Origin of the sequence: Pseudolactococcus piscium, from assembly GCF_002441695.1 — a bacterium.
Lineage (GTDB): Bacteria > Bacillota > Bacilli > Lactobacillales > Streptococcaceae > Pseudolactococcus > Pseudolactococcus piscium.
In genome coordinates this window covers 139327-156445 of record NZ_JXJW01000002.1, presented here as the reverse complement: position 1 = coordinate 156445, position 17119 = coordinate 139327, and the positions used below count along the sequence as shown (strand labels likewise).

The window sequence follows — 17119 nt, the reverse complement described above, 5'->3', positions numbered from 1 at the left end:
TGCGTCTTATGAATAATTATCAAACGTTTGATACCGTTTACATTTTTAATTATAAACCGTTTTCAAAAGTATGTCAAGCGTTTGACATAAAAAACTTTTTAGCCTATAATTTGGATATGACTAATAAAACAGATTACACCCTACCTTGGACGTCTCCTGAACGCTATCGCTCGTATGCTAGCTATGATAAAGCCTATACGGATGAGATTACGGCTAGTGTCGCTGCATCTACTTATAAGACGACCTACCATATTCAACCTAAAACTGGTTTATTAAATGATCCAAATGGCTTCTCATTCTTTAATGGCAAATACCACCTCTTCTATCAAGTCTTTCCCTATGGTCCTGTACATGGCCTCAAATCTTGGGGTCTTATGACCTCGACTGACTTGATACATTGGCAAGATGAGGGGCTAAAACTCTTCCCTGATACTGTTTATGATTCACACGGGGCTTATTCTGGATCAGCACTGCCACTTTCTGATGACCAATTATTTCTTTTCTACACAGGGAATACGCGGGGCGCTGATAAATCTAGAGCAGCCTATCAAAATGGTGCCACTTATTCAGCCTCTGGTGAGATTAAGAAATTTGTTAGCCCACTATTGACCACACCAAAAGGCTACACTGATCATTTCAGAGATCCGATGATTTTTGATTATCAGGGTGACAAATATGCCATCATCGGTGCACAGACTGCTGAGCTACAAGGTGCAGTAGTTTTAGCACATGCTAATGATGCCAGCCTCACTTCTTGGGAGTATAGTAAGCAACTTGCCTTCACTAAACAGGATATGGGCTATATGATAGAATGCCCTAATCTTGTCTTCATCGAGCAAACACCTGTCCTTTTATTCTGTCCACAAGGACTTGATCAAGCAGTCTGTGCCTATGATAATATCTTTCCAAATATGTATGTCATCGCTGATGGATTTGATCCAGAAGCAAGCAGTTTGACCAACACAAGTGCGCTTCATAATCTAGATGATGGCTTTGAAGTCTATGCCACACAGGCTTTCAACGCACCTGATGGTCGTGTTTTAGCAAGTTCTTGGTTAGGCCTTCCTGATCTCGATGATCCGTCACTAGCAGATGGCTGGCAAGGTATCCTAAGTCTGGTCAAGGAACTGACCTTGAAAAATGGCAAACTCTACCAGTACCCCGTAGCTGAAACCCTCTCGTTACGCCAAAACCAAGAGCAGATTACCCTTTTGGATATGCCAATAGCTAGTCCGACAAATAGTTATGAGCTTGAGCTTGAGATAACATCAGATAATGAACTTTACCTCTTTGCTAATGCTGATAAAACAAGCTATGTTAGCTTAACAGTTGATATGCTAAATGGCACGCTCACGCTAAACAGAGAGCACCTACCAATTAATTGGGCTGAAAGTTACGGTAATACGCGTTCAACAACTTTTGATAATACGACAGGTACTGTCAAACTGAATCTATTTGCTGATACGTCATCACTTGAGATTTTTGTAAATGATGGTGAAAAAGTCATGTCTAGTCGGATTTTCACAGCACCTGAAAATACCTATCTAGCCGCTAAATCTGATATCACAGCAACTCTCTGGCAGTTGAAAAAATAAATGCACTAATTACTTAGTAAGTTAAAAATAACCCCCTCATTTTCTAGAAAAAATGAGGGGGTTATTTTTGACCGTTCAGTTTATGGCAAACTTATCTTACTAGTTTAAAAAAATCAAGTAGTCTCGATAAATCCAGTCAAGTAATAAGTCAAGTGCGACATAGGACTTATGTGTAAAATGGTGGGTTGCCACATAAAACGGAGTTAGGTAGTAATGATAAGCATATTCTGCCATTGTCGACATATAGTTTGCACTGAATGCTGTTATGGCACATATCGGCACTTTTTGGGCCTTGAGCCAAGCAAAATTTTCTCGTAAATTTTCTGTCTCACCACTCAAGGATGCAATCAGAAATAAATCTTTTTTTGTCATGGTTAACATCACATAATCCAGTTCTGCCTTGGTCGGTACAAAGACGACACGTTTACCAACTAGTGATAAGGACTTGCAGAATTCCTGAAGTTGCCGTTGTGGCGCATAACCTGTCCCAAAAAAGAAGATGGCCTCTGCTTCACCTATTTTCTGACAGATCGGTGTAAAATTAGTTACCTTAAGATATTGATAGGTACTTTCTATATCTTTTTCTTGTAACTCGATCAAGTCTGTGGTCTGCGCAACTTTGTCATCATTATCCGATTGCTTTAAAAAATACTTGAACTCTGTATACCCTGAAAAACCCAATTTCTTGGTCATTCGTAAAACAGAAGATTTGCTGACATGAACAGCCTTTGATAGGTCAATAATATTTGCATTTTGAACTTGTTTTTGATGTTTAACAACATAGGCTAAAATCTCTAAATCCATGTCGCTAAGGTTTTTTTGTGATTGTGTAATAAGGATTTCAAGATTCATAGTTCTAGTATAACACATACCGCTAAGTCATATAAGCAGTTAAAGGGATGCGTCAGTGTGACACATCCCTTTATGATATGATGACGATCTATATCGACTTAAGACAGCAAGACTTGCCTAAAGCTTAGCAATAAATGCTTCGTAAGGTTTCAATTGGCCTGAAAGATCTTGTCTGTCCGAGTTGGTCAAGATGATTTCTGAACATGCAGTAGCTAATGGAAAAGAGTGCATTTCCTCAGAAAAATTAGCGACAATTAACCAGGTCTCACCCTGCCAACTCCTTTTATAAATGAATAAATTATCATCATCAGGTAGGAGTAACTCATAAGATCCCTCTAACAATAAGTCACTTGATTTTCTGAGCTGAATGAGCTTTTGGTAATAAGCAAAAATAGACTGCTTACTTGCTAGATCCTTGGCAACATTTATCTCAGGGAAACGTAGATTAACTTTCAGCCAAGGGTGTCCGTCAGAAAAACCAGCATGTTTGTCATCCGACCACTGCATCGGTGTCCTAGCATGATCACGACTGACCTTATAGGCTGCTTGCATGAAGGCATCATGAGAAATCGTCTGCTGTTGTACCACATACTGCTCATAGTTTCCGTGAAGCTCTATATCATCATATTCCGACAACTCGTAGTCAGCATTCACCATACCGATTTCTTCACCCTGGTAAATATAAGGTGTCCCTTGCAGACCATGTAAGATCGTTGCAAAGGCAGTTGCTGAGGCATATCGATAAGTGGTATCATTTCCCCACCTCGAAATCACACGTGCCCGATCATGATTCTCAAAATACAGGGCATTCCAGCCATTATCTCTAAGCGCCAGCTGCCAATCAGATAGGATGCGCTTAAGTGAGACTAAATCTCTTTTTTGAAGCGCCCAACGCCCATTAACATCGCCTGGTTTCCGATCAATATGCATGTGCTCAAAGGTAAAAATCATATCCAGTTCCTGTCGACTAGGACTAACTAAGCTTGGTGCATCTGAGGCTTTAGCCGCAGGAGATTCTCCGACAGACATCATCTCACAAGGTGCTAGAACTTGGCGATTCATTTCATGGATAAATTCATGCATCCGTGGCCCATTCTGCTGATTTGAGGTGGTAAGATTTTTGACGTTATCAGGAAAGGATAGATCTTTTGAAATAGAGGTGATGACATCCATTCGCCACCCATCTACACCCTTTGACTTCCAAAAACGCATCATGTCGTAGATGTATTCACGAACAATCTCATTTTCCCAATTCAAATCTGGTTGTTCTGCCGCATAATAATGCAAGTAGTATTGCTGTCTCATTTCATCAAATGTCCAAGCAGATCCACCAAAGTTTGAGCCCCAATTATTGGGTTCTGACCCATCTGGTTTGGCATCTTGCCAGATATAAAAATCCGAGAAAAAATTGTTTTTACTCTTGCGTGACTCTTGAAACCAGAAAGCTTGGTCTGAGGTATGATTCGCGACAAAATCCATAATGATTTTGATACCTGCTGCATGTGCTAACTTAATCAAGTCATACATGTCCTCATTTGTCCCAAACATGGGATCAATGACCCGATAATCCGTGATATCATAGCCATTATCCACTTGTGGACTCAGGTATAAGGGGCTGATCCACAACCCATCTACACCTAATGTTTTTAGATAGGGTATTTTTTCGATGATCCCCGCAATATCACCAATCCCATCTCCATTTGTGTCATTAAAACTCTTGGGATATATTTGATAAATAACTGCATTTTTCCACCATTTTTCGGCTATTTTTTCTTGCCTTTTAGTCATACTATTCGCTTTCTTTTTGTCCTTTTCTTGCTGTCACGCGCAGTGCTATCACGACTGCCTATTTGTCAATCACCTGCATCTGTCAAGCAATCCCTAATACCGACAAAAGAATCCCTAGTCCGATAATGCTGAAGATTAAAATATTGATTGACATATTCTTTTTCTTTAGAAGCCAGAAACAGATCAAGGTGATTGATAGCGGAATTAACCCAACAAAAATTTGATTCAACATCTCTTGGGATTTCATGATTGTCTTCCCATCAAGTACCATGTTCCACTTAAGTTGCAGTGATACCATATTTGATGTCATGGCACCAACCATTGCCAGACCGACTATAGTAGCACCCTTGGTCAAGACATTGATCATACCCGATTCATATAGATCTGAAATATAACTTGCGCCCAAAGTATAGCCTAATTTTGCACCCTGCCAGCGAACAAGTTGTACTGGTAAATTAAATAAAAGGAGAAAAATAATTGGTGCCATAAAATTATTTGCTTGCGCCAGTGATACACCAATTCCTGCTGCTATCACGCGCAGTACTCCCCAAAATACGGAGTCACCGATACCTGCAAGTGGGCCAATCAGAGATGTCTTGATGGCATTAATTGATTCTGGGTTAAAGTCATCTTTTTCAGCATTTTCTTTTTCCATAGATGCCGTGATCCCCATGATAAACGGAAACATAGCGACATTGGTATTAAAATAGGACATGTGACGTACCATGGCAGCTTTTCTATCTGCTTCACGGTTTTTATAAAATCGATCAATGAAGGGTTGCATCGTATAGGATACACCAGATGCACCTTGCTTGGCAGGCGTCACTGCGCTATAGAGCGTAAATGAGCGCCAATACATTGATTTGATTAATTTTTTTTCTGCTTTTGGCAGTGATTTATATGTGATTGCCATGTGATTTCCTTTCTTAACTAAAGAATGCTTCATTTTCAAGTTCACTAGCAGTCATCCCTGAGCTATCTACAGCACCAGAACCTGATAGTTTTTTAGCAATTTCCTTTTCGAGTTTCATTTTTGAGATATCCCCTTGTGCTACAACGATTGCGATAATCACAGCCATCACTGCTACTGCAATAAGTGGTACCTTGAAATATGCGATAATCAGAAAACCAAGGAAATAATAGACAGAGACATTGTTATCCCAAAGAATTTTCATCAACATCGCCATCCCAACTGCTGGCAGTAAACCACCGGCTATAGATAGACCATGTAAGATAACATCAGGAATCATTTCTAATACTTTTTGAGTTGCCTTTGAGCCAACTAATAAGGCAAAAAATGGAATCAAGGCGTATAGGAACCATTGTAAGCCCCAAAGACCAAAGTGAAGTTTTTTGATACCAGTAGCATCTCCTGCTGCTGCGAGTCTATCAAATCTTGCAGCAAATGGTCCAACAACTAGCACATATAGAATCGTCTTGATTTGGAGACCAATAATTCCTAGCGGTACCGCCAAAGCGATGGCAACCTCAACGCGCCCACCCATTTGAATGGCGAAGGCTGTTGCAAGGGCTGCAGCAAGACCAGGCTCAGCACTTGAGGCACCACCGATGTTAACCACACCCATAAAGACTGTTTCTAGTGCAGCACCAACGAGTAAGCCCGTCGTTATATCTCCCAGTAATAACCCAATCAATGGGGCAATAACAATCGGTCTCCCTATCATGGTAAAGCCTAAAAGTTCCTGGCCACCTACAGTTAAAAATACAACTAACGCAACAATAATTGCTTGAAACATAACACGCCTCTTTTCTTATATATACTTGCTGGCAAGTTCTTTGACATCACTAGGTAAGTTTTGCAACGCCGTTTCAGGATAGACTGTGACTAATTCCTTAAGATTTGTCAGCTCATCTGTCGTCAGCATGACAAACTTAGTAAGTGTCTGTTTATCACCTTGAACTGACTTTCCAACATTACCAATATTAAGGTAGCCGATATTATCTAGTTGCTTAGCTAGAAATAAGGCATCCCCAATCGTTCTGACAAGTACGAGCAACTTCATATCGCTAGCTCGCTTGTCTTTTAATAAGCTCACCCCATCATCCAGTGTCTTAATGATTACTTTGATGCCATTTGGCACTGCCATCTTCAAGGCTTTTTGCTGTAACTCATTTTCTGCAGCCTCATCATTGGCAACAACGATACCATCTAGGTTTAGCGCACGACTCCAAACCATGGCAATCTGCCCATGAATGAGACGCTCATCTACACGTAGTGCATCAATGATACCAGTGTTTTGATTCACTTGGCTAGCTTGACCTTGCTGAACAGCTGGGACAGTTTCTTTTGGTCTTGCTTCTTGTCCAGTTTCCTCATCGATCAAATAGACTTGTTGCATAGCCGTTCGACCATTAGCAATTAAGTTATCAATCACGTCACGGCTAAAGTTATCCGGACTGAGTATAATTTCCAAAATCACTGGCAAGTTCATACCAGCTACGACAAAAATATTTGTCTTATTTTGTGCTGCAATCACAAACTTTTGATTAACCGAGCCACCAAACAAATCTGTAAAAATCACTGCTTGATCATCGTCAGATATACTAGAGATAAAGGTAGTGACCTCTTGATCTAGATCAACCTCATCGACATAGGCACTGACATAGGTGATCTGATGATCACTACCAGCAAATAAGTCAATCGTTGATTGATAACCTGTAGCAAGCCTTGCATGACTTGCAACCATAAATTTTTTCATTATTCTTACCTTTTCTTATTATTTTGTAAGCCTTTACACAGATGATTATACTAACATTTGCAAACCCTTACAATAGATTTTGGATATCTTGTTCTCCTATCCCCTTAATGAACCTAGGTCTCTGACTAAGGGAAATTTCCCACATACTTACCATAACTAAAATAACTTAGCTAATTGGGATAAGTCCTGATTAGTTGGTGCTGTCTAATCACTGGTAAAAATGGTAAAATAGGGACAAGTATAAAAGTGTCAACTTACTTAACGCATCAAGTTTTCCTGACTAGTTTATTATTAGGATGACGCTTTACTAACGCGTTATGGAATAGGCATACCAGTAAATTATGTTGCTAACAAAGGCCACTAATCATACCGTACACTAAAAATATAAGGATAAATTGTGTCATAAGATGACGCGATTAATTAACTCATGGCAAATTTAAAAGATGTTGCAAAGATTGCTGGTGTCACACCAACAACTGTTTCCCGAGTCATTAACATGCGAGGCTCCCTTTCCCAAAAAACGATAGACCGCGTTCATAGTGCAATGCGGGAACTACACTACCAACCCAATGCAATGGCTAGATCGTTACAAGGCAAAAAATCACAATTGATTGGCCTTATTTTCCCAACAATCGCGACACCTTTCTATGGTGAGATTACACATGCCATCGAATCAAAGCTATTCTCTCTAGGCTATAAGGTCATTCTCTGCGACAGTGAAAATAATCCCATCAAAGAGCGTGAGTACTTGACCATGCTCATGGCAAACCAAGTTGATGGCATCATCACTAGTTCGCACAACAAACAAGTTGAAGAATATGAGAACAGTCATCTGGCGATCGTCGCATTTGACCGTTATCTAGCTGACGGCATCCCAATCATTTCTTCTGATAATTTGACTGGTGGCAAACTTGCCGTTGCGTATCTCCACGAACAAGGCTGCCGTAAAATTGCATTAATCGCCGGTTCTTCAGATACCAAAAGTCCAACACAAAATCGTTTATTAGGCTATCAAAATAAAATGCTTGAACTCAATCTGACACCGCTGATTCACTATTTAATTAGAGAAAATGCCTTAGAAGATAAAAGAGAGAGTATTGTGCAGTTGCTTAAGTCTACAACAATCGATGGTATTTTTTGTACCGATGATCTGACAGCCATTATGGTGAAAGATGTTGCTGCTGAGCTTAACCTTTCTGAAATTAAGGTAATTGGCTATGATGGCACACAAATGATTCAAAATTATTTTCCTAGTCTGCCAACAATCGTCCAACCAATAGAAGCCTTAGCAGATTTGATTGTTGCTATTTTGATTAAAAAAATTGAGGATGATACCTTTCAACCAGATGATACCTATGTGTTACCTGTTACGCTGAAACCATAAAAAAAACGCTTGTCCAATCTTATTTGGAAAAGCGATTTTTTGTATCCGCATCTTTTCTTAAACAAAAGACTTTTGGATATGGGTAACATCGCTGGCTACTAGCTATCTTCTTACTTATTCAGATAAGCAGACAGAATTGTTCAAGACGTTTCGGTGTTAATCCAAGTAGACTTGACCACCTGCTTTATAACGCTTCATCAGTATCTCTAGTTGTTGTCGTGTAATCCGTTTTGTAGACAAGTCAGGTAACTGATCTATGGCAAAATAAGCAACCTCTGTGATTTCGGTATTAGGTTCAAATTCAGTCGCTAGGGCTGTACATAAAAAGCACAGCTTAAAGAATTGAGTCGCTTGTAATTGGTGCTTATTACTATCAAAAACAGCAAGCAACCGGTCAACTTTAGCCTCGACACCAGCCTCCTCTTTTAGTTCTTTTAAGATATTTTCTTTTACTGATATCCCAACTTCGCCAAAGCCTCCTGGTAGCGCCCAAGTCGCATCATGGCGGTCTTTAACCAGTAGTATTTCATCAGCAGAATTGACTACTAAAGCACGAGTATCTATCAAGGGCGTCGCATAATGCCCTACAGGACGTAGCAAGTCTGTCACTTCAGATCGATCTAGCAGGGCAGTTTGTTCAATCAATCCTGCTAATAAATCCCGTAATTCAGCATAGCGCGCTTTATCAAATGCGTCAGACCCAAATACAAGTCCTGTATCCGTAATCGCGAGCATGCGCTGTAAAGTCAGTACCACTTCTTCTGTCATCAGCTGCTCCTTATCTTGTCCGTATTTTAAGTATCTACCCAGTTAATAAACCCATATCCACTAGTTTCCACATCCATTGTCTCATCTTATTTTGGGATATACAAGAAAAGGATCCGTTCAGATCCTTTTCTTAGTTAGCTTATAAGCCAATGCGTGTGAATACCTCATCAACACGACTTGCATAGTAGGTCGGATCAAACAACTCATCGATTTCAGCCTCAGTCAGTACTGACATCACTTTTTCATCTGATAATAGTTGCGGTTTAAAGTCAACTTGATTATCCCAAGAATAAGCTGTTTTTGGTTGTACCAAGTCATAAGCTGCTTCTCTAGTCATCCCTTTTTCAATTAGGTTAAGCATAACACGTTGGCTGTAAATCAGGCCAAATGTGCTGTTCATATTGCGAACCATATTTTCAGGGAAGACCGTCAAGTTTTTGACGATATTACCAAAACGGTTTAACATATAATTCAGTAAAATCGTTGTATCTGGTGTGATAATGCGCTCAGCAGAACTATGTGAGATGTCACGTTCATGCCACAAGGCGATATTTTCAAATGCTGTGACAGCATGTCCACGTACCACGCGTGCCAGACCAGTCATATTTTCAGAACCGATTGGATTACGTTTATGCGGCATAGCTGAACTCCCTTTTTGCCCCTTGGCAAAAAATTCTTCAACTTCCCGTTGCTCTGACTTTTGTAAGCCACGAATTTCTGTCGCCATACGTTCGATAGACGTCGCAATAATCGCTAAAGTAGAGAAGTATTCAGCGTGTAAATCACGAGGCAGGACTTGCGTCGAAATTTCTTGTGCTGTGATACCAAGTTTTTCAGTAACATAAGCCTCAACAAATGGTGGGATATTGGCAAAGTTACCAACAGCACCAGAAATTTTCCCAGCTTCAACGCCTTTAGCAGCATGCTCAAAACGTTCAATATTACGTTTCATTTCTGAGTACCAAGTCGCAAGTTTTAACCCAAAGGTCGTCGGTTCAGCATGAACACCATGTGTACGTCCCATCATAATTGTGAATTTATGTTCACGTGCTTTATCCGCAATAATTGCTGTAAAGCGATCTAAATCTGCACGCAAAATATCATTAGCCTGTTTAAATAGATAGCCGTAAGCTGTATCTACGACATCCGTAGAGGTTAAACCATAGTGTACCCACTTACGTTCTTCTCCAAGACTCTCAGAGACAGAACGGGTAAAGGCCACAACATCATGACGCGTTTCTTTTTCAATTTCTAGAATACGTGCGACATCAAAGGTCGCATTTTCTCGAATTTTAGCAACATCTGCTTTAGGAATTTCACCAAGTTCTGCCCAAGCTTCATCGGCTAAAATCTCTACTTCTAACCAGGCTTGATATTTGTTTTCTTCAGTCCAAATAGCAGTCATTTCAGGGCGAGAATAACGTTCTAACATGTTTTATTGTTCCTTTTCTTTTTTTTTGCACACTTAGCTACTAAAAAAGTAGGCAAGTGTACCCCATATAAGTCATTTTCAGGTTTCATCTTAGGATAGGACAACTGTCATCTATTAGATGACCTAGCCAAACAAGCTGATTTCCCCTTACAAGTGAACCGTATAATCATCAGTCAATACCGTGATATGACCCATCTTACGATTTTCCTTTGCTTCAATTTTACCATATAAATGCAAGTGTGTGCTAGGATTTTCTTGTGCAAATTCCCTTGCAGCTGACATATCTTGTCCTAATACTTGTAACATGACTGCTTGTGACTGTAAGACAACTTGAGGTAATTTTAGTCCTAGAACCCCTCTGATATGCAAGTCGAACTGAGAAAAATCACAGGCTTCAATGGTTGCATGACCTGAGTTATGAGGACGGGGTGCGATTTCATTCACCAAAATATCATGTTGTGTGACAAACATCTCTACACACATGGTACCCGATAATTTTAAGGATTTGGCTATTTTCAAAGCGATTTGTCGCGCTTCTTTTTCCAAATAGGCTGATATCCTAGCTGGCATGATCGTCTTATCAAGGATATTTTGACGATGCTCATTTTCACAGACTGGAAAGACAGAAAATGACGTCCCATTACCAGAAATAATGACCGATATTTCCTTTAAATAGTCTACAAACTCCTCAGATACACAAGGCTGATGGCTAGCAAGTACCTCTGCGCGTGCCAAATCTTCAACGCCCTCGACAACAACTTGTCCATGCCCATCATAACCGCCTGTTGCTGTTTTGACAACATGTTTAAACGATAAATCAAGATTAGCTAAATCTGCTGGCGAATTAATGACAGTATAAGGCGCCACTTTTACCCCTACCTGTGTTAGAAATGCCTTTTCTAAAATTCGGTTTTGTGAGATGCGTAGTAAGTCTAATCCTTGTGGCAGTTTAGCTTCATAAGGTGCTAATGCATCTGCTGAGACATTTTCAAATTCATAGGTTAAGACATCCGAACGCTCAGCTAGTTCAGCAATCGCTGCGGCATCATCATAAGGCGCAACAATCTGTTGGGCCACCTGAGATGCTGGACAAGTGGGATCGGGATCTAAGGTGATCACTTTATAGCCCATGTAAATAGCTGATATGACCATCATCTGTCCCAACTGTCCACCGCCAATAATCCCTATTGTTTTGATTTCAGGCTTAGTCTCAGTCAAGTTGGTCACTACTTTCTATAACAGTCTGCATCTGATCTTCTCGGAACTTGGCCATACGGTTAGCTAAATCATCATCTGCGAGTGTGAGGATTTGGAGCGCATATAAGCCAGCATTTTGTGCACCAGCGTCACCTATGGACATGGTTGCAACTGGTACACCACCTGGCATCTGGACAATCGACAAAAGTGAATCTACACCATTTAAAGTACGCGATTTAACTGGCACACCAATGACAGGAAGTGTCGTTTTGGCTGCAACCATACCTGGCAAGTGCGCGGCACCGCCTGCACCAGCAATGATCACTTGAATGCCACGACCACGTGCTTTTTCAGAAAAGTCAAACATCAAGTCAGGTGTTCTGTGTGCAGAAATGACTTTTTTTTCATAAGGCATCCCAAATAAATCAAGTACATCTGCGGCCTTTTTCATCGTTTCCCAGTCGGATTTACTGCCCATTATAATAGCTACTTTAGGTTGATTAAACATGTGCCTTGTCTCCTATATCAGTTCTGTAAAATAGTCCTGTTGTATCTTGCACTGCTAATGTCTGATAAATGATATCTTGTGCACTTGCAACTGTGTCAGCTGTCGTCTCAAGTAGATAGACACGACCACCATTTGTCACAAGGGTCGACGCATCATTTTCAGCTACACCAGCATAATAAGTCGTGATCTCGCCTGTCGTCTTTTCAGGTAATGCCACACCTTTTTCATAGTCTCCTGGATAGCCTTTAGCTGCAACAACAACTCCCAGCGTTACGCCGCTAGTCAGCCAAGAAAAGCTAGGGACTTTATCAGATAACAAATCCAGCATATTAACAGCAAAGTCAGATGTCAATCTTGGTAAAATGACCTGCGCTTCTGGATCACCAAATCTTGCATTAAACTCGATGACTTTAGGCCCAGCAGCTGTGATGATTAAGCCAACATAAAGAATACCAGTATAAGATCTATCTTCTTTGACCATACCTGAAACTACTGGTCTGATAATCATCTCAATGGCCGTATCAACAACTGACTGTGCAATATGTGGTACAGGGGAATAAGCACCCATACCGCCTGTATTCGGGCCTTTATCGTTATCATAGGCACGTTTATGATCCTGGGCAGTCGGCATCATATAGAAACGATCACCTTTTACAAAAGCGAACAGTGAAAATTCTTCGCCAACAAGAAAATCTTCAACAATCACACGAGACTTGCCAAATTTATCGTTTGTCAATACATCACGCGTAAAGTCAATCGCATCAGAAACTGTTTCAGCAACAACAACACCCTTACCTAAGGCCAGTCCATCAGCTTTGATAACGATAGGTGCACCTTTTGACTCGATATATGAGACAGCAGCATCAAAATCGCTAAATGTCTTGTGGTCAGCTGTCGGGATATCATACTTGTTCATGATATATTTAGCATAGTCTTTTGACCACTCCAACTCTGCTGCAGCCTGAGTCGGTCCAAATACAGTCAAGCCAGCATGCTCAAACGCATCAACTATCCCTGCAGCCAAGGCATCATCTGGACCAACAAATGTATAGGTGATCGCATTTGATTTTGCAAAGTGAATCAGCTCATCATGCTGACTTATCGCGATTGAAACGGTGTCAATCCCATCACGCTTCATACCAGCATTCCCTGGCGCCGCATATACTGTTGTCACCTCAGGACTATCAAGTAATTTCTTAGCAATCGCATGCTCACGTCCACCCGAGCCTATTACAAGTAATTTCAATGTTGTTATCCCCTTTACCCTATTTGGTCTTATTCTATCACTATTCCCAAAAAATATGAGATAATCACAGACAAATTACTTGATTTACACGGATAACGTTCGGATTTAGATGTCTGACAAGAACTTAACGTGTGCCAATCATAACTGCAAAATCGATCAGAAAAGTCAAGATTAAATAAATTTTAGCTCATCTTCTATAAGGGGTTTAGATACATGCTACAGCAGTGAAGTAACTGAGTTTAATAGGTGTATTCGGATAAAATATCCTTACCTTGATAGACCAACTTAGCACCTTCTTGAATTAACCGATGACATCCATCTGACAAGCCATCAGAAATATTTCCAGGTATGGCAAAAACATCACGTCCTGACTCCATAGCCCTCTCACAGGTAATCAAACTGCCTGAGCGGCATTTAGCCTCGGTCACGACAACACCCCTAGAGAGACCTGCTATAATCCGATTTCTGTCTGGAAAATGATATTTTAATGCTTTCTCACCTGGCCCATACTCTGTGATAATCAGATGATTTTTGGCGATAAATGACTGAAGCTGCCAATTTTCTCTAGGATAAGAGACATCCAAACCGGTCCCAATCACTGAAATCGTCCTGCCCCCATTTTTGATAGCAGCAAGGTGACAGGCAGTATCAATTCCCCGTGCCAATCCACTGATCACAACAAACTGATTCCCCAATTCCCTAATGACTTTTCGAACACTTGTCATGCCTTGCGAACTGCAGTCACGACTACCTACAAAACCAAGTTTTTCATGTACCAATAAATTAATCTCTCCTTGATAGAAGAGTAATACTGGTGGATTATGTATCTCTCTAAGATACTCAGGATAGACCTTGTCTAAGATAGAGAATGATGGGAACCTTAAAAATTCTTGTCGTAAAGCTTTTATATCTAACTGCTTGAACCTTTCCCAAAATAACCCTTTATGTTTCATAGTAGCTTGTCGGATAAATTTTGGTAAAAGTAAAAGCATCGGATGCTGCCTATCATCTGACGCGACACTGCTGATAAAGTCTAAAAACTGATTTAGCACTAAATTACTCATCCCTGCTTTTTTTAAACGATACATATCAAAATTAGTCATAAGCCCTACCCTCTCTCTATTTTATACGAAAAAAAACTGCAATTGCTTGCAGCTTTTATATTGATTATGACAAGTTTTTAAAATGATAGGGAAGGAGGTCGCCAACCGTCGTTTTCTTGACATCACCATTTTTTGAGAATAACCAAACAGGCATGTCATCTGAGCAAAATTCGGTCAAAACTTGACGACAAGCACCACAAGGTGATATTGGCTCATCTGTTTCACCATAAATACCGATCATATCAAAATCGCAAACACCACTCGAAACAGCCTTAAAAATAGCTGTACGTTCTGCACAATTGGTCAAACCAAAACTAGCATTTTCGATATTACATCCTTGAAAAACAAGGCCGTTTTTAGCCACTAGTGCTGCACCCACTGGGAAGTTTGAGTAAGGCACATAAGCAACACTTGCTGCCTCTCTTGCCTGCTTAAATAGCTCAGTATGATCCGGCATCAGCTATGTTTCCTTTCATAATGTCTACCCCATTTGACGTCCCTAATCTTGTCGCACCAGCTGCAATCATCACTTCTGCATCAGCAATCGAGCGAACACCGCCAGAGGCTTTGACACCCATATCAGGGCCAACAGTTTGACGCATTAAGGCAATATCAGTAGCCGTTGCACCTGCTGTAGAAAAACCAGTCGATGTTTTGACAAAATCAGCACCCGCTTTAACAGCTGCTTGACACGCATTTACTTTTTCATCATCTGTTAGCAAAGCTGTCTCGATAATCACTTTAGTTGTGACAGCTTTTGAAACTGCGACAACAGCTGCAATATCCGATGTCACCAAGTCCCAGTCGCCAGCTTTAGCAGCGCCGATGTTAATCACCATATCGACTTCATCAGCACCATTTTTGATCGCTTCACTTGCTTCAAATGCCTTAACAACAGAGGTATTGGCCCCCAAAGGAAAGCCAATTACTGTACAAACTTTAACATCTGTATCTGCCAATTTTTCAGCTGCATAAGCCACCCATGTTGGATTTAAACAGACACTCATAAAGTCATATTTAATGGCTTCATCGATAATTTTTTGTACAGTTTCTTTAGTTGTATCAGCTTTTAAGACTGTATGATCAATATATTTATTTAAGTTCATTTTATAATCTCCACTATTTCTTTTATCTCAATTTTTTCATCCGCAATCACAATCGCATCCAGCATCACTTGACTTTCCAGCTCAGCATCAAAGTCGGATTTGTTATAAACGATTTCAAAAAGCGGGTCACCTGCAACAACCTGATCCCCAATCTTCTTAAAGATACGAAGACCAGCATCCATATCTAGTCGGTCTGACTTGACAGCACGACCAGCACCAGATCTCATGGCGAGATGACCAGCTACCAGCGCGTCAAAGTCCGTAATATAGCCTGATTTAGGACTCAAAACAACTTTTGAAAAAACTGTCTCATATGTTGGCGCGTTAAGTAAATCATCAAAATCACCGTTTTGTGCTTCGATCATTTGCTTAAACTTATCAAGGGCAGCACCATTTGATAGATGCGTTAGAATCTCATCGATAGATTTCGTCACACCACCCAATGACAACATGATCTGTGCTAATTCAGCGATAAAGTGTCTCAGATCAGGTCTACCACCGCCCTGTAAGACTGTCATACTTTCAGCAATCTCAAGACGATTACCAATGGTCGTCCCAAGTGGTTGTCTCATATCTGTTACGACAGCGACTGTTTTTCTGCCGACTGCATTACCTAAATCGACCATCGTTTTTGCCAGAATACGTGCATCATCTAAGTTTTTCATGAATGCACCACTACCAACCGTCACATCTAGTAAAATCGCCCCACTACCTGCAGCTATTTTTTTCGACATAATCGAGCTTGCAATCAAGGGAATGATGTCGACTGTTGCCGTCACATCTCGTAAAGCATAGAGCAGTTTATCTGCTTTTACTAAATCATCTGACTGGCCAATAACAGAAATACCGATGTCCTTGACTTGTTGGACGAAGGCCTCTTGGGTCCGCTCTACTTGGTAGCCATGAATACTTTCAAGTTTATCGATTGTGCCACCAGTATGCCCTAAGCCACGACCACTCATCTTAGCTACTGGTACACCAAAACTTGCCACCAAGGGGGCTAAGATAAGGGTAACCTTATCACCAACGCCACCTGTCGAATGCTTATCAACCTTAATACCCGGAATCGTCGACAGATCAATCTGATGACCTGTTTCTACCATTGCCATCGTTAAATCAGCAATTTCTGTCATAGCCATCCCTTGAAAGTAAACCGCCATGGCCCAAGCAGCCATCTGATAGTCTGGAATCTCGCCCTTAGCATAGTTATCTATCATCCACGTTGTTTCCGCTTTAGATACTACTTTACCATCACGTTTGTTCTGAATGATATCTACCATTCTCATTAGTTTTTCCCCCAATACGATGCGTATTAATTTTGAAATAAACGTTATTTTTTATTGCCTTTAATAGCAAGAAGCAGTGATACGCCACCTAGTCCCAGCTACTTTTGAAACACAGCTGGTAAGGCTAAAGACTT

At 40.6% G+C, this 17119-nt stretch carries 16 protein-coding genes and 1 pseudogene; 2 read left to right on the top strand and 15 right to left on the bottom strand.

Annotated features, from left to right (window positions below):
- Nucleotides 1–8 precede the first annotated feature (8 nt).
- Nucleotides 9–1595: a sucrose-6-phosphate hydrolase gene (locus RU86_RS01630; RefSeq protein WP_096813727.1), complete on the top strand. Its 1587-nt coding sequence runs from the start codon at nt 9–11 to the stop codon at nt 1593–1595.
- A 99-nt stretch (nt 1596–1694) separates the two neighbouring features.
- On the opposite strand, the gene RU86_RS01625 is transcribed toward RU86_RS01630, so the two are convergent.
- The 6 genes and pseudogenes from RU86_RS01625 to RU86_RS12460 form a co-directional block, all read right to left on the bottom strand.
- Nucleotides 1695–2447 carry a MurR/RpiR family transcriptional regulator gene (locus tag RU86_RS01625; protein WP_179296171.1) on the bottom strand — a complete coding sequence of 251 codons (753 nt, stop codon included), beginning with the start codon at nt 2445–2447 and terminating at the stop codon, nt 1695–1697.
- A gap of 117 nt (nt 2448–2564) precedes the next feature.
- Nucleotides 2565–4235 carry a glycoside hydrolase family 13 protein gene (locus RU86_RS01620; RefSeq protein WP_179296170.1) on the bottom strand — a complete coding sequence of 557 codons (1671 nt, stop codon included), beginning with the start codon at nt 4233–4235 and terminating at the stop codon, nt 2565–2567.
- An 82-nt stretch (nt 4236–4317) separates the two neighbouring features.
- Nucleotides 4318–5148, bottom strand: a complete 831-nt coding sequence (locus tag RU86_RS01615) for a PTS system mannose/fructose/sorbose family transporter subunit IID (protein ID WP_096813725.1) — start codon at nt 5146–5148, stop codon at nt 4318–4320.
- Between the two features lie 13 nt (nt 5149–5161).
- Nucleotides 5162–5992, bottom strand: coding sequence for a PTS mannose/fructose/sorbose/N-acetylgalactosamine transporter subunit IIC (locus RU86_RS01610; protein WP_096813724.1), 831 nt, complete (start codon nt 5990–5992; stop codon nt 5162–5164).
- 15 nt (nt 5993–6007) lie between these two features.
- Nucleotides 6008–6484 carry a PTS sugar transporter subunit IIB gene (locus RU86_RS12465; RefSeq protein WP_425435887.1) on the bottom strand — a complete coding sequence of 159 codons (477 nt, stop codon included), beginning with the start codon at nt 6482–6484 and terminating at the stop codon, nt 6008–6010.
- A 183-nt stretch (nt 6485–6667) separates the two neighbouring features.
- Nucleotides 6668–6943 (bottom strand): annotated as a pseudogene (locus RU86_RS12460) (PTS sugar transporter subunit IIA); the annotation flags it as partial.
- 439 nt (nt 6944–7382) lie between these two features.
- Here RU86_RS12460 and RU86_RS01600 point away from each other — a divergent pair.
- The gene (locus RU86_RS01600) at nt 7383–8339 is read left to right on the top strand and encodes a LacI family DNA-binding transcriptional regulator (RefSeq protein ID WP_096813722.1); all 957 of its coding nucleotides are present in this window, start codon (nt 7383–7385) and stop codon (nt 8337–8339) included.
- Nucleotides 8340–8495: 156 nt separating this feature from the next.
- Here the strand turns inward: RU86_RS01600 and RU86_RS01595 are convergent, their stop codons facing one another.
- From RU86_RS01595 to RU86_RS01555, 9 genes are all read right to left on the bottom strand, one after another.
- Nucleotides 8496–9110, bottom strand: a complete 615-nt coding sequence (locus RU86_RS01595; protein WP_425435886.1) for an NUDIX hydrolase N-terminal domain-containing protein — start codon at nt 9108–9110, stop codon at nt 8496–8498.
- A gap of 136 nt (nt 9111–9246) precedes the next feature.
- Nucleotides 9247–10539, bottom strand: a complete 1293-nt coding sequence (purB, locus tag RU86_RS01590) for an adenylosuccinate lyase (RefSeq protein WP_096813720.1) — start codon at nt 10537–10539, stop codon at nt 9247–9249.
- 147 nt (nt 10540–10686) lie between these two features.
- Nucleotides 10687–11757, bottom strand: a complete 1071-nt coding sequence (gene purK / locus RU86_RS01585) for a 5-(carboxyamino)imidazole ribonucleotide synthase (RefSeq protein ID WP_281252115.1) — start codon at nt 11755–11757, stop codon at nt 10687–10689.
- Complete coding sequence (gene purE, locus RU86_RS01580) at nt 11750–12244, bottom strand: 5-(carboxyamino)imidazole ribonucleotide mutase (RefSeq protein ID WP_096813719.1); 495 nt, start codon at nt 12242–12244, stop codon at nt 11750–11752. The genes purK and purE overlap by 8 nt, the downstream gene beginning before the upstream one ends.
- Nucleotides 12237–13490, bottom strand: a complete 1254-nt coding sequence (gene purD, locus RU86_RS01575) for a phosphoribosylamine--glycine ligase (RefSeq protein WP_096813718.1) — start codon at nt 13488–13490, stop codon at nt 12237–12239. The genes purE and purD overlap by 8 nt, the downstream gene beginning before the upstream one ends.
- A 239-nt stretch (nt 13491–13729) precedes the next feature.
- On the bottom strand, nt 13730–14593 hold the full coding sequence (gene dprA, locus RU86_RS01570; RefSeq protein ID WP_096813717.1) for a DNA-processing protein DprA: 864 nt from the start codon (nt 14591–14593) through the stop codon (nt 13730–13732).
- A gap of 64 nt (nt 14594–14657) precedes the next feature.
- A complete protein-coding gene (locus tag RU86_RS01565) occupies nt 14658–15050 on the bottom strand; it encodes a cytidine deaminase (protein WP_096813716.1) in 393 nt (130 codons plus the stop codon).
- Nucleotides 15034–15699, bottom strand: a complete 666-nt coding sequence (gene deoC, locus RU86_RS01560; RefSeq protein WP_096813715.1) for a deoxyribose-phosphate aldolase — start codon at nt 15697–15699, stop codon at nt 15034–15036. The genes RU86_RS01565 and deoC overlap by 17 nt, the downstream gene beginning before the upstream one ends.
- Nucleotides 15696–16985 carry a pyrimidine-nucleoside phosphorylase gene (locus RU86_RS01555; protein ID WP_096813714.1) on the bottom strand — a complete coding sequence of 430 codons (1290 nt, stop codon included), beginning with the start codon at nt 16983–16985 and terminating at the stop codon, nt 15696–15698. Before RU86_RS01555 ends, deoC begins: the two co-directional genes overlap by 4 nt.
- Nucleotides 16986–17119: the final 134 nt, after the last annotated feature.

Excerpts from the sequence above, each read along its gene's own strand:
- RU86_RS01630 (WP_096813727.1), top strand. The coding sequence starts at position 9 with ATGAATAATTATCAAACGTTTGATACCGTTTACATTTTTAATTATAAA.
- RU86_RS01625 (WP_179296171.1), bottom strand. The coding sequence starts at position 2,447 with ATGAATCTTGAAATCCTTATTACACAATCACAAAAAAACCTTAGCGAC.
- RU86_RS01620 (WP_179296170.1), bottom strand. The coding sequence starts at position 4,235 with ATGACTAAAAGGCAAGAAAAAATAGCCGAAAAATGGTGGAAAAATGCA.
- RU86_RS01615 (WP_096813725.1), bottom strand. The coding sequence starts at position 5,148 with ATGGCAATCACATATAAATCACTGCCAAAAGCAGAAAAAAAATTAATC.
- RU86_RS01610 (WP_096813724.1), bottom strand. The coding sequence starts at position 5,992 with ATGTTTCAAGCAATTATTGTTGCGTTAGTTGTATTTTTAACTGTAGGT.
- RU86_RS01600 (WP_096813722.1), top strand. The coding sequence starts at position 7,383 with ATGGCAAATTTAAAAGATGTTGCAAAGATTGCTGGTGTCACACCAACA.
- purB (WP_096813720.1), bottom strand. The coding sequence starts at position 10,539 with ATGTTAGAACGTTATTCTCGCCCTGAAATGACTGCTATTTGGACTGAA.
- purE (WP_096813719.1), bottom strand. The coding sequence starts at position 12,244 with ATGTTTAATCAACCTAAAGTAGCTATTATAATGGGCAGTAAATCCGAC.
- dprA (WP_096813717.1), bottom strand. The coding sequence starts at position 14,593 with ATGACTAATTTTGATATGTATCGTTTAAAAAAAGCAGGGATGAGTAAT.
- RU86_RS01565 (WP_096813716.1), bottom strand. The coding sequence starts at position 15,050 with ATGCCGGATCATACTGAGCTATTTAAGCAGGCAAGAGAGGCAGCAAGT.
- deoC (WP_096813715.1), bottom strand. The coding sequence starts at position 15,699 with ATGAACTTAAATAAATATATTGATCATACAGTCTTAAAAGCTGATACA.
- RU86_RS01555 (WP_096813714.1), bottom strand. The coding sequence starts at position 16,985 with ATGAGAATGGTAGATATCATTCAGAACAAACGTGATGGTAAAGTAGTA.